The organism is Mesorhizobium sp. M0408, from assembly GCF_040321495.1.
In the GTDB taxonomy this organism is placed as follows: Bacteria; Pseudomonadota; Alphaproteobacteria; order Rhizobiales; family Rhizobiaceae; genus Mesorhizobium.
In genome coordinates this window covers 138,190-150,122 of the sequence record NZ_JAMYRO010000016.1, presented here as the reverse complement: position 1 = coordinate 150,122, position 11,933 = coordinate 138,190, and the positions used below count along the sequence as shown (strand labels likewise).

The following is an 11,933-nucleotide window of genomic DNA, read 5'->3' as shown; positions in this document are numbered from 1 at the left end:
GCCAGCTACTCCACGACCTTAGGCACAAGGAAGAAATTCTCTTCGGTCGCCGGTGCATTGGCGACGATGTCGGCTGCCTTGCCGCCGTCGGTGACGACGTCCTGGCGCTTTTTCATTGCCATCGGCGTGACCGAGGTCATCGGCTCGACGCCGGAAACATCGACCTCGTTCAACTGCTCGACAAAGCCCAAAATGGCGTTCAATTCGCCGGTCATGCGCTCTGCATCCTCCTCGCTCACCGCAATACGGGCAAGATGCGCGACGCGCTTCACGGTTTTTATATCAACGGACATGTTTGTGCCTCGGGGAAAACCAGCGCTATAGCGGCGCGGCGCGTGCCGCGCAACATGCATCGTGCCTTCAACTGCCCTATGGCATCGCCACGCCGTCGCAGAGGAAATAACTGCCGCCGTTGCCGCTCTGCTCGCCTTCGTCGGCGGCAGGCCGAACCGATACCAAGTCGATCTGCTTCGGGCTCATCTGTGTCAGTGAGAGAACATCGGGAAAGACGTAGCCCGGCTCCTGGCATATAGCGGTCACCGCCCAGCTTGGTGAGCGTGTCGCTTTGGTGATCTGCAGGAATTCACAATTATATTCGATGCTTTCCAGGCCATTTGCCGACAGCACGATATTGCCGCCCTCGATCACCGTCTGCAGCGTATCCTTTTTGGCCTGCGCGCAGAGGTCCTCCGATTGCAGATAGACGCCCTCGATGAAATTTTCCGCGGCCAGCGTCGGCGACGCGGCAACCAGCATGGAAATGCAAAGAGAATTTCTCAAGCGCATCGTATCGTTCCGGACCGGCTTTCTTTACACCGTAATCGTCTCGCCGATCTTCGGCAACGCAACTTTCACACCCGATCCATCCAGCCCGGCCACGAATTTGTCGGCGGTCTGATCGATCATCGGAAATGTGCCGAAGTGAGCGGGAACGACCGTCTCGAACTTGAAGAAACGCTGGCAGGCAAGGGCTGCTACCGCGCCACCCATGGTGAAGCGGTCGCCGATCGGCACGATGCCGATCTTCGGTTCGTGCAACTCGTTGATCAGCGCCATGTCGGAAAAAATGTCGGTGTCGCCCATATGATAAAGCGTCTTGTCCTCGGGAAAGTGCAGGACGAGCCCACCAGGATTGCCGAGATAGGTATTCTGGCCACCCTCGCCCGGAAAGGACGATGAATGCAGAGCCTGAACGAAGGTGGTGGTGAAGCCGCCGCAATCGACGGTGCCGCCGATATTGCCGGGATTGATCTGCTTGTCACCGACGCCCTTGCCGACCAGGTACATGCAAATCTCGAAATTGGCGACCAGCATCGCGCCGCTCTTCTTGAGCACTTCGATGGCGCCGCTGATGTGGTCGCTGTGGCCATGGGTGAGCAACACGTGCGTGATCCCTTCGGCCGGCCCTTCCCAGCCGCCCGTCCATGACGGATTGCCGACCAGATAGGGGTCGATGAGGATTTTCGCGCCTTCGATTTCGATTCGGAATGCCGAATGTCCGTACCAGGTCAGTTCCATCAATGCTTTCCTCGATTTTTGCTTCGGTAGAGGATAGAACGCCGACGGCGAAATTAAAGTGCCGCGCACGCTTTGCGCGTATAGGACGTGCGGCGTCGCGGTCAAAGGAAAAGCCGTTGGGCATCATCACCATCGAGGAGTTGCCGGCCCGGCTTGGCGGCGGCAAGACCCTGGCCGGTCTCGACCTCGGCGACAAGACAATCGGCGTGGCGGTTTCCGACCGCGGCTTGTCGTTCGCCCACCCGCGCCCTGTCATCATGCGCAGGAAATTCTCGCTCGATGCCGCAGTGCTGCTCGCTCTGCTACAGAAGGAAAATGCCGGCGCCGTGGTGATCGGCCTCCCCATCAACATGGACGGCTCCGAAGGCCCGCGCGCCCAAAAATCCCGCGCTTTCGTGCGCAACATGGCTGGATTGACCGATCTGCCCTTCCTCTTTTGGGACGAACGGCTGTCGACGGTGGCGGCCGAGCGGACGCTGATCGAGATGGATTTTTCCCGCAAGAAACGCGCCGGCAAGATCGATTCTGCGGCGGCCGCTTTTATCCTCCAAGGTGTTCTCGACCGGCTTCAGGCGCTCGGCGTCGATGCCTGGTCGAAATAGCGGTTGCGCATCGCCGTGATCCAGCCACCAATCGCCTTGCGGCGGCGAAATGCCCAGAACGCCACCAGCAGCAGCCCATCGAACACGCAAGCTTTCGCCACCATGCCCGGAATAAGCGCCGGATCAACGCCGAGCATCTGTCCATAGAGCTGGAAGACGAGATCGTGTAATTGGCGGCTCAGGATGACATAGCCGAAATTGATGTCGTTGAGCGACAGAAAGAACCAGCCCCAAAACAAGAGGAGCGGAGCCGCCCACAGCGCGAACAAGGTGCGCATCAGCGGTCATCCCTCGAATCCAGCCGGCCGGAAATGCGGGCAAGCGAGGAATTATGCGCCGCTGCCTTGGCCATGACATGCGCGGCCGCTCGGATTTCGCCGGTCCCTGGAACTGCCGCGGCAACGGTCGACCGCCGCTCCGCGAGCATCGCGACATAGGACGCCAGAAGTGCCGCCAATTGCACCGCGACAATCATGAACAGCCCATTGATGCCTTGCGCGGCGCCGCCGATGACGATCAGCGACAGCACGCCCAAGGCGGAAATGAAGGCGATTCGCATGACGCTATCGGCGGGATCCGGGTTGGTCGTGTCGCTGGTCAGTGCTTCAACAAAGGCCCAGCAGAACAGCACCGCGACGACAAGCAGTGCCACGGCGAGCGGCGCCACAACGACGGCGTTTTCGAGATCGGCAAATCGAGTGTTCTGGACGGGAACGCCCAGTACGCCAAGGGCCGTCGCCACGCCTCGATTCCCGTCGATGCAAATGAACGCCAGCAGGGCGAAAACGGCCGCCCAATGCAATGCCAGAAAAGAGCTCAGAATATGCCGCATGACGCTCCTGCTTCGCAGGGCAAAGCCGCTCAAGCTGAACAATCCTTGCCTTAACCATAACACTGGGCTTTGCCACCGGCCGCCGCAATGGAAACCATTCGTTAAGGTTAACGGCCATCCACAGGGTCGCGAGAGCGGCAGCGAATTGGGCGACGGCCCTTAGTTGATCGGCGGGTAGAGCGTATCGATGATCATGCGCGCATCATGGCGGGAATCGATCATGCCATAGGTATTGCGCCACTGGCCGGCGAGGCGCGTTTCGACGAAGGCGTCGGCGATCCGCCCTGCCCCCAGCCTGCGAAGCTCTGCTGCCGCCGCCGACAATGCCAATTGCTCGGTCAAGAGCCGCGCCGAGCCCTCGTCGGTTGCAGCGACCTGCATTGCCGCCTTGAGCACGCCGACGGTGCCGCGTCCGCCGGCGCCGAGATCGCGGTCGATGCCGGCCAGCACGTCATCGAACAGGCCGGGTGCACGCCCCAGCACACGTAGCACGTCGAGCGCCATGACGTTGCCGGATCCCTCCCAGATCGCGTTGACCGGAGCTTCGCGATAGTAGCGGGCGAGCGGCCCCTCCTCGACATAGCCATTGCCGCCGAGGCACTCCATCGCTTCATAGAGCAGCGGCGGCGCAATCTTGCAGACCCAGTATTTGACGACCGGCGTCATGGCGCGGGCGAAGGCCGCCTCGCCGCGGTCGCCGGCCGCCTCGTCGAAGGAGCGCGCCAGCCGGAACGACAGCGCGGTAGCGGCGGCAACGTCGAGCGCCATATCGGCCAGCACACGCTGCATCAGCGGCTGCTCGATCAGATTGGTTCCAAACACCTTGCGGTGCCGCGTGTGGTGGACGGCCTCGGCCAGTCCGGCCCGCATGATCGCCGATGAGGCGACGGCACAGTCGAGCCGCGTCAGGGTCACCATGTCCATGATCGTCTTCACGCCCGCGCCGGGCTCGCCGACCATCTCGCCGATGGCATTGACGAATTCCACCTCCGACGAGGCATTGGATCGGTTGCCGAGCTTGTCCTTCAGCCGTTGAAAACGGAAACCGTTGCCGGATCCGTCGCCGAGCAAGCGGGGAACGAGAAAGCACGACAGTCCCTCCGGCACCTGTCCGAGCACCAGGAAGGCATCCGACATCGGCGCCGACATGAACCATTTGTGGCCGGTCAGGCGATAAAACCCGCTGCCGGCGCGCTCGGCCCTGGTGACGTTGGCACGGACATCGGTGCCGCCTTGCTTCTCGGTCATGCCCATGCCGAGCGTCAGCCCGGCTTTTTCGACCGGAGGCTTCTGGCTTTGATCGTATTTGCGCGTCGTCACCCGAGGCGCCCATTCGCGAAACAGCTTCGGGCTGGCCATCAGCGCTGCCAGCGAAGCGCTGGTCATGGTGATCGGGCAGAGATGTCCGGTCTCGAGCTCAGCCGTGAGGTAAAAGCGTGCAGCGCGCACCTGGTGGCGGCGGCCGATCTCGGCGTCGCCATTCTCCCAGACCGACGAATGCAGCCCGTTGGCAACAGAGCGGCGCATGAGCGCGTGATAGGCGGGATGGAACTCGACCTGGTCAATGCGCCGGCCCTGGCGGTCATGGGTCCTGAGCTTCGGCATCTCGACATTGGCAAGACGGGCCAGTTCCTGCGCCTCATGGGTCAGAACGAAACGGCCAAGCCCATCGAGGTCCTTGCGCACCGGATCGGAAAAGCGCTCGGCAAGCTGGATCAGCAACGGATCGCCCCGCCAGGCGTTGCCGCCGGCCAGCGGCGGCGGCTGGTTGGTCACGTCGTCAGTCACGCTTCGTCCTTATCACCTGAAGGCTGCGAATCCAAAGCCAAGGCGGTTTATAGCCTATGGCCAGCGGCGCGCGACGAAAATACCGGGGAGAACCAATCCAATCCCAAGCCGGTGCTTGCAGCCGCGGAGCCTCCCCCCTATAGCAGCGACTTGAGATGACCGACGCATCGTCCCTGCCGCTTTATCCCCACCGCCATCTTCTGGGCATCCGCGATCTTTCCCCTGCCGACATCGAGCTTCTGCTCGACCGGGCGGACAGGGCCGTTGCCATCTCGCGGCAGTCGGACAAGAAGACATCGACGCTGCGCGGCCGCACCCAGATCAATCTCTTCTACGAAGCCTCGACCCGTACGCAATCGTCATTCGAGCTGGCCGGCAAACGGCTCGGCGCCGACGTCATGAACATGTCCGTAGCGAGTTCGTCGGTGAAAAAGGGCGAGACGCTGATCGATACGGCGATGACGCTGAATGCCATGCGTCCCGACATATTGATCATCCGCCATCAATCGGCCGGCGCGGCAGCACTTCTTGCCCAAAAAGTCGGCTGTTCGGTGGTCAATGCCGGCGACGGCGCCCATGAGCACCCTACCCAGGCGCTGCTCGACGCACTGACCATCCGCCGCGTCAAGGGTCCGTTGCCGAAGCTGATCGTGGCGATCTGCGGCGACATCCTGCATTCGCGCGTGGCCCGCTCCAACATCATCCTGCTCAACGCGCTTGGTGCCCAGGTCAGGGTCGTCGCCCCTTCGACGCTTTTGCCCGCCGGCATCGAGAAGATGGGCGTCATCGTCACCCGTTCCATGGCCGAGGGTCTGAAGGACGCCGACGTGGTGATGATGCTGCGCCTGCAGCGCGAACGCATGGAAGGCGCTTTCGTACCGTCGGTGCGCGAATATTTCCGCTATTTCGGCCTCGACGCGGAGAAGCTGAAGGCGGCCAAGGACGGTGCGCTGGTCATGCATCCCGGCCCGATGAACCGCGGCGTCGAGATCGCCTCCGAGATCGCCGACGGCCCGCAAAGCGTTATCCAGGAACAGGTTGAGATGGGCGTCGCCGTGCGCATGGCGGTTATGGAAGCGCTGCTCGACCCCCGTCGAAACCACGAGGGCCGCGCCTGATGAGCATAACGGTCTTCAGCCGGGCCCACATCGTCGACCCGTCGCGCGGCATCGATGAGGTCGGCACCGTCATCGTCGAAGGCCGCAAAATCGTTGCCGCCGGCAAGGCGGCTTTGAACCAGGGCGCGCCCGAAGGCGCCACCATCATCGACTGCGCCGGCAAGACTATCATTCCTGGATTGATCGACGCGCGCGTCTTCATCGGCGAACCCGGCGGCGAACACCGGGAGACCATTGCTTCGGCGAGCATCGCTGCGGCGGCCGGCGGCGTCACCTCAATCGTCATGATGCCCGATACCGACCCGGTGATCGACAATGTCGCACTGGTCGAGTTCGTGCTGCGCACCGCCAAGGACACCGCAATCGTCAACATCTTGCCGGCAGCAGCGATCACCAAGGGGCTGGAAGGCCGCGAGATGACCGAATTCGGCCTGCTGCGCGAGGCCGGCGCGGTCGCCTTCACCGATGGCCGGCATTCTATTGCCAGCGCGCTGGTGATGCGCCGCGCGCTGACCTATGCGCGCGATTTCGGTGGCGTCATCGCGCATGAAACCCAAGACGCCGACCTCGCTTCGGCCGGCGTGATGAACGAAGGCCTTTACGCAAGCTGGCTTGGCCTTGCCGGCATTCCGCGCGAAGCCGAATCGATCCCCCTGGAGCGCGATCTCGCGTTGGCTCGGCTGACCGGCGGCGCCTATCACGCTGCCAAGATTTCGACGGCTATGGCGGCAAGCGCGCTAGCACGCGCGAAAGCCGATGGCGCCAATGTCACATCAGGCGTGTCGATCCACAATCTGTCGCTCAACGAGAATGATGTCGGCGAGTACCGCACCTTCTTCCGGCTGACGCCGCCGCTGCGCGCGGAGGAAGACCGGCTGGCGATGATCGAAGCGATCAAGGACGGCACCATCGATCTCATCGTCTCCTCGCACGACCCGCAGGACGTCGACACCAAGCGCCTTCCCTTTGCCGATGCCGCGGCCGGCGCCATCGGCCTGGAAACGCTGCTAGGCGCAGCGCTGCGGCTCTATCACAATGGCGACGTGACGCTGCTCCGGCTGGTCGAGACACTGTCGACCGCGCCGGCAAGATTGTTCGGCCTGCCCGGCGGCACGCTGAAACCGGGGGCATTGGCCGACCTTTCGCTCGTCGATCTGGACGAGCCATGGGTCGTCAGCGAGAGCGGCATCCGCTCACGCTCGAAAAACACCTGTTTCGAAGGCGCTCGACTGCAAGGCAAGGTCTTGCAAACGATGGTGGCGGGCCGCACAGTGTTTTCGGCCTAGGACGAAAACAGGCGTCACGGCTTAAAATCCGCTCAGCCAAGGAAAGTTCGGGGGAACAATGGCTTACAGTCCCGTCTTGGCATTGGTGTTCGGCTATCTTCTCGGCTCGATCCCGTTTGGCCTGCTGATCACCCGTGCCGCCGGCCTCGGCGACGTGCGCAACATCGGCTCCGGCAACATCGGCGCCACCAATGTGCTGCGCACCGGCAACAAGAGCTTGGCCGCGGCCACGCTTCTGCTCGACGCCCTTAAAGGCACCGCGGCGGTGCTGATCGCAGGTCGCTTTGCGCCCGAGCTCGGACTTTGGGCCGGCTTCGGCGCGTTTTTAGGTCATCTCTTTCCGGTCTGGCTCGGCTTCAAGGGGGGCAAGGGTGTCGCCACTTACCTTGGCGTGCTGATCGGCCTTGCCTGGCAGGCGGCGCTGATCTTCGCCGTCGTCTGGCTGGCGGTGGCCTTCCTGTTCCGCTTCTCCTCGCTTGCGGCATTGACGGCAGCAGTCGTGGTGCCCATGGCGCTGTATTTCCTGAGCACGCCGCAGATTGCCGGGCTTTTCGCGGCGATGAGCCTAATCGTCATCGTAAAGCACCGCGCCAACATTGCGCGGCTGCTTGCCGGCACCGAGGGTAAGATCGGGGCCAAGGAGTGAGCGAGCCCGACGCCGGGCCGCGCCTCAGCGACCGGCAGCGGCTGAGCTGGCTTCGTCTGATCCGCACGCCGAATGTCGGCCCGGCTTCCTTTCGCGACCTGATCAACCGGTTCGGTTCGGCCGAAGCAGCGCTATCGATGCTGCCCTAGCTTATGATTTCGGGTGGCGACAAAAAAATCGTCCGCATCCCGTCCATTGCCGAGGCCGAGGCGGAGCTGGAGACCGCCCGGCGGGCTGGCGCCCGCTTCGTCGGCATCGGCGAAGCGGATTATCCGCCGCTGATGAAAAGCATGGATCATCCGCCGCCGCTGCTCGCGGTCAGGGGCAATAGCGCGGTGTTCCGCTTGCCAGCGGTCGCCATCGTCGGCGCTCGCAACGCATCGCTGGCCGGCATCAAGATGGCGCGGATGCTGGCGGCGGATCTCGGCCGCGACGGCTATGGCATCGTCTCCGGCCTGGCGCGCGGCATAGATACGGCCGCGCACCAGGGCAGCCTTGCGACTGGCACAATCGGCGTGCTCGCCGGCGGCCTCGATTTGCCCTACCCGCCCGAAAATGCCGGCCTGTGCGACGAGATCGCCGAGCGCGGCGGCGCCATCATTTCCGAAATGCCGTTTGGCTGGCAGCCGCGCGCACAGGATTTTCCGCGCCGCAACCGGCTCGTCGCCGGTGCTGCATTGGGATTGGTGGTGGTCGAGGCCGCACAGCGCTCCGGCTCACTGATCAGCGCCCGGCTTGCCGGCGAGATGGGCCGGCTGGTCTTTGCCGTTCCCGGTTCGCCGCTCGATCCGCGCGCTGCCGGCGCCAATGGCCTGCTCAAGGATGGCGCAACCCTTGTCACCGAGGCCGCCGATATCACCAGTGCGATCGCCCCGCTGGTCGGCGCCTGGGCCCCAAGGACATCGCCGCTTGAGGAGCCGCCCGACTTTTCGGCAACGCCGCCGCCGCGCGAGGACGACCGCGACCGCGTCGTCGAGGCGCTCGGCCCGACGCCGGTGGCGGTAGACGAGATCATCCGCCACACCGGCCTGCATCCCGCGCAAGTCTTCATGGTGCTGCTGGAGCTCGACCTCGCCGGCCGGCTCGAACGCCACGCCGGCGGCAACGTCTCACTGATCTGACCGAGAGCTTGCGCATGTCACGGCAAGCAATCCCGACGTGATCCCGATGGCCGATCCGAGCAACAAACCAAAGCAGACGCTGTTCACTCGCACGACGGCCCTCGTCTGGTCAGCGCTGAGCGTCATACTGGCGCTGCAATGGTCGATGGATCTCGGCATGTCGGGTTTTCCCGACGGCTACATAACGCCCTTCGCAAGAGCGACCAGCACGCTTTTGGGCATTCTGACGGCAGCCTGCATGGCCCAGGGTCTCTACTTTTTCTTGGCCGGTGTGTTGGGCAGGAAGGTAAGCGCTACCCGTCTCGGTGTACAAATCCTTGCCGCAGCGGTTCTTACCGTGGCGCCAGTGCTTATCGTGAAGGATTGTCCGGGTTCTCAGCTGTGCAGCAAGGCCTATGAGGCACTCACAGGCACCATGCTGGACGATGGGGCGGGCGGCTAAAGCCACTGCATGCGTTCGGCACGAGGTTGTCACCCAAGTCTTAGGTACAATCTGTTACCTATGTCTCCGGGTTGGACACTTTTGATTTTGGTGAGCGCGATGGGATTCGAACCCATGACCTACTGATTAAAAGTCAGTTGCTCTACCGGCTGAGCTACGCGCTCCCGCGGGCTCAGAAAGGCCGCCCTCGAAATTGCGCGGAACATAGGGAGAGTGCCTCTGCCGGTCAACCGGAAAAAGACGGCTCGCAAACCGGACTGTCCTGCAGTGTCATCATGCCGTGCGGAGCGCTTCGGCGTCGACGGAACGGCCTCGTTCTCGCGCAAGACCGAAGCTCGCCCTCTATGCCGACAAAGGCAAGCAGCAAATCGGAAGAACCTTTGCGGATCAGCAACTTGGGATTTTTGGCGGAACAATTTGCGCAGCCTGCCCGTTTCCCGCGATAAGGGACATGCGTTTCAAGGAGAAGACGGAGAAGACCATGAATAGGATCATGTCGGGCCTGCTGGCGACCACTCTTTCGATCTCATTCGCTGCCGCGGAGATCGTGCCAGTCAACGCTCAGCCCAGCTATGCGCCCCCGGCCCAGGGGCTCACCTCGAATGTCCAGACCGTCCAGTACGAGCCGTGGCGGAGGCACCGGAATTTCAATCGCGATTTCTCGCGTCGCGATTTCCGTCGCAATTTTTCGCGTGACGACGGCATGTACTGGCGTGGCCATCGCGGCTATCGCGAATATCGTCGCGGCTATCGCCGTCACGGCGATTTCTGGTTCCCGCTGGCTGCGTTTGCTACTGGAGCGCTGATTACCGGCGCGATCGTCAACCAGAATCGTGTCTATCGTGGCGATGCCCACGTGCAGTGGTGCTATGACCGTTATCGGAGCTATCGCGCTTCTGACAACACTTACCAGCCCAACTACGGTCCGCGCCGGCAGTGCCGGTCGCCTTACTGAGTCCCAGATTAGAGGCTGCAAGCCCGCGCCCGAAACGGCGCGGGTTTTTCATTAGTGCGAATCCCGGGGCATCGGGGCATCCCTGCCTATTGCGTACTTAGCGTCCTGCGCACAGCGTGGCGCCAACCGGCCAGCTTGGCCGCACGTGTCGAAGCATCCATGTCCGGCTTGAACCGGCGCTCGAGCGCCCAACTCCTGGCGAATTCCCGCGCCTTCGGCCAGACACCGGCCTTCGAGCCGGCCAGCCATGCCGCACCGAGTGCTGTCGTCTCGAGAATTGTCGGCCGGTCGACCGGCGCATCGAGAATGTCGGCCAGCCGCTGCATGGTCCAGTCCGACGCCACCATGCCGCCATCGACCCTGAGCACGGTCTTGGCCGAGGCGGCCTTCCAGTCCTTGCGCATGGCGTCAAGCAGGTCGCGTGTTTGGAACGCGACTGATTCCAGTGCCGCGCGGGCAAATTCCGCCGGCCCCGAGTTGCGGGTCAGCCCGAAGATGGCGCCGCGCGCTCCGGCATCCCAGTGCGGTGCCCCGAGCCCGACGAAAGCCGGCACAAGATAGACGTTCTGCGTCGGATCGGCTTCCGCTGCCAATTTGCCGCTATGCTCGGCCTTGCCGATTACCTTGATGCCGTCGCGCAGCCATTGCACGGCGGCGCCCGCGATAAAGATCGAGCCTTCCAGAGCGTAGGTGGTCTTGCCGTTCAGCCTGTAGGCGATGGTGGTCAAAAGCCGGTTCTTCGAACGCACCAGATCGCTGCCGGTGTTGAGCAGCGCGAAGCAACCGGTGCCGTAGGTGGATTTCATCATGCCTGGCTCGAAACAGGCTTGGCCGATCGCCGCCGCATGCTGGTCGCCGGCCACACCGAGGATTCTGATCTGTGCACCAAACAGGCTTTTGTCGGTGATTCCAAAATCATCGGCACAATCTTTCACCTGCGGCAGCATTCTTGCAGGTATGCCAAGAATGGCCAGCAGCTCGTCGTCCCAGGCGTTTTGTTCGATGTTGTAGACCAGTGTGCGCGAGGCGTTGGTGGCGTCAGTGGCGTGGACCTTGCCGCCGGTCAGCCGCCAAATCAGGAAACTGTCGATGGTGCCGGCCAGCAGCTCGCCCTTCTCGGCGCGTTTTCTTGCGCCCTTCACCTTGTCCAGCATCCAGGCGATCTTGGTGCCGGAGAAATACGGATCGAGCAGCAGGCCGGTCTTTTTCGTGAATTTCTTCTCCAGTCCCAGCTTCTTCAATTTCTGGCACAGCGGCGCGGTGCGGCGGTCCTGCCAGACAATCGCGTTGTGGATCGGCTTGCCGGTCTCCTTGTCCCAGATGACGACGGTTTCGCGCTGGTTGGTGATGCCGATCGCCGCGACATCCGCCGCATTGCGGCCGGCTGTCTTCAGCGCAGCCTCTACCGTTTCCACGACACTCGACCAGATCTCCTCGGGATCGTGCTCGACCCAGCCGGAGGCCGGATAATATTGCGTGAATTCCTTTTGCCCGCTGCCGACGACCATCATCTTGTCGTCGAACAGGATCGCCCGGCTCGATGTCGTCCCCTGGTCGATTGCAAGGATATATCCGGTCATTCTCTCTCCCGTCGAAGCGAATTCAAGGTGCTACGATGTCTCGAC

Annotated in this window: 13 protein-coding genes, 1 tRNA gene and 1 pseudogene; 7 read left to right on the top strand and 8 right to left on the bottom strand. The window is 62.8% G+C overall.

The window, feature by feature from the left end:
* Positions 1 to 5: 5 nt before the first annotated feature.
* From gatC to NKI67_RS20040, 3 genes are all read right to left on the bottom strand, one after another.
* Positions 6 to 293: an Asp-tRNA(Asn)/Glu-tRNA(Gln) amidotransferase subunit GatC gene (gene gatC, locus NKI67_RS20050; protein ID WP_023674910.1), complete on the bottom strand. Its 288-nt coding sequence runs from the start codon at positions 291 to 293 to the stop codon at positions 6 to 8.
* Positions 294 to 369: 76 nt separating this feature from the next.
* Positions 370 to 786 carry a hypothetical protein gene (locus tag NKI67_RS20045; protein ID WP_352471669.1) on the bottom strand — a complete coding sequence of 139 codons (417 nt, stop codon included), beginning with the start codon at positions 784 to 786 and terminating at the stop codon, positions 370 to 372.
* 24 nt (positions 787 to 810) lie between these two features.
* The gene (locus NKI67_RS20040) at positions 811 to 1,518 is read right to left on the bottom strand and encodes a metal-dependent hydrolase (RefSeq protein WP_352646493.1); all 708 of its coding nucleotides are present in this window, start codon (positions 1,516 to 1,518) and stop codon (positions 811 to 813) included.
* A gap of 116 nt (positions 1,519 to 1,634) precedes the next feature.
* On the opposite strand from NKI67_RS20040, the gene ruvX reads away from it, so the two are divergent.
* Positions 1,635 to 2,120, top strand: a complete 486-nt coding sequence (gene ruvX / locus NKI67_RS20035; protein ID WP_023674907.1) for a Holliday junction resolvase RuvX — start codon at positions 1,635 to 1,637, stop codon at positions 2,118 to 2,120.
* Here ruvX and NKI67_RS20030 read toward each other — a convergent pair.
* The 3 genes from NKI67_RS20030 to NKI67_RS20020 form a co-directional block, all read right to left on the bottom strand.
* Positions 2,087 to 2,398 carry a DUF6105 family protein gene (locus NKI67_RS20030; RefSeq protein WP_352448794.1) on the bottom strand — a complete coding sequence of 104 codons (312 nt, stop codon included), beginning with the start codon at positions 2,396 to 2,398 and terminating at the stop codon, positions 2,087 to 2,089. The genes ruvX and NKI67_RS20030 overlap by 34 nt on opposite strands.
* Positions 2,398 to 2,952, bottom strand: a complete 555-nt coding sequence (locus NKI67_RS20025; protein WP_352646491.1) for a hypothetical protein — start codon at positions 2,950 to 2,952, stop codon at positions 2,398 to 2,400. The genes NKI67_RS20030 and NKI67_RS20025 overlap by 1 nt, the downstream gene beginning before the upstream one ends.
* A gap of 159 nt (positions 2,953 to 3,111) precedes the next feature.
* Positions 3,112 to 4,740, bottom strand: coding sequence for a DNA alkylation response protein (locus NKI67_RS20020; protein ID WP_352455730.1), 1,629 nt, complete (start codon positions 4,738 to 4,740; stop codon positions 3,112 to 3,114).
* A 155-nt stretch (positions 4,741 to 4,895) separates the two neighbouring features.
* Here NKI67_RS20020 and NKI67_RS20015 point away from each other — a divergent pair, with 155 nt between their 5' ends.
* The 5 genes and pseudogenes from NKI67_RS20015 (at position 4,896) to NKI67_RS19995 (ending at position 9,353) form a co-directional block, all read left to right on the top strand.
* Complete coding sequence (locus NKI67_RS20015) at positions 4,896 to 5,858, top strand: aspartate carbamoyltransferase catalytic subunit (protein ID WP_023674903.1); 963 nt, start codon at positions 4,896 to 4,898, stop codon at positions 5,856 to 5,858.
* Positions 5,858 to 7,144: a dihydroorotase gene (locus tag NKI67_RS20010; RefSeq protein ID WP_352646489.1), complete on the top strand. Its 1,287-nt coding sequence runs from the start codon at positions 5,858 to 5,860 to the stop codon at positions 7,142 to 7,144. Before NKI67_RS20015 ends, NKI67_RS20010 begins: the two co-directional genes overlap by 1 nt.
* A 58-nt stretch (positions 7,145 to 7,202) precedes the next feature.
* Entirely contained in the window at positions 7,203 to 7,790 is a 588-nt protein-coding gene (gene plsY / locus NKI67_RS20005) for a glycerol-3-phosphate 1-O-acyltransferase PlsY (RefSeq protein WP_352455728.1), read from the top strand.
* Positions 7,787 to 8,911, top strand: a pseudogene (gene dprA, locus NKI67_RS20000) (DNA-processing protein DprA). The gene plsY and the pseudogene dprA overlap by 4 nt, the downstream one beginning before the upstream one ends.
* A gap of 46 nt (positions 8,912 to 8,957) precedes the next feature.
* The gene (locus tag NKI67_RS19995) at positions 8,958 to 9,353 is read left to right on the top strand and encodes a hypothetical protein (RefSeq protein ID WP_352646487.1); all 396 of its coding nucleotides are present in this window, start codon (positions 8,958 to 8,960) and stop codon (positions 9,351 to 9,353) included.
* Positions 9,354 to 9,441: 88 nt separating this feature from the next.
* Here the strand turns inward: NKI67_RS19995 and NKI67_RS19990 are convergent.
* Positions 9,442 to 9,517, bottom strand: a tRNA-Lys gene (locus NKI67_RS19990).
* 317 nt (positions 9,518 to 9,834) lie between these two features.
* Between NKI67_RS19990 and NKI67_RS19985 the strand changes: the two genes are divergently transcribed.
* Positions 9,835 to 10,308: a BA14K family protein gene (locus tag NKI67_RS19985; protein WP_023674898.1), complete on the top strand. Its 474-nt coding sequence runs from the start codon at positions 9,835 to 9,837 to the stop codon at positions 10,306 to 10,308.
* Between the two features lie 86 nt (positions 10,309 to 10,394).
* Here the strand turns inward: NKI67_RS19985 and glpK are convergent, their stop codons facing one another.
* Entirely contained in the window at positions 10,395 to 11,888 is a 1,494-nt protein-coding gene (gene glpK / locus NKI67_RS19980) for a glycerol kinase GlpK (RefSeq protein WP_352568714.1), read from the bottom strand.
* Between the last annotated feature and the right edge of the window lie 45 nt (positions 11,889 to 11,933).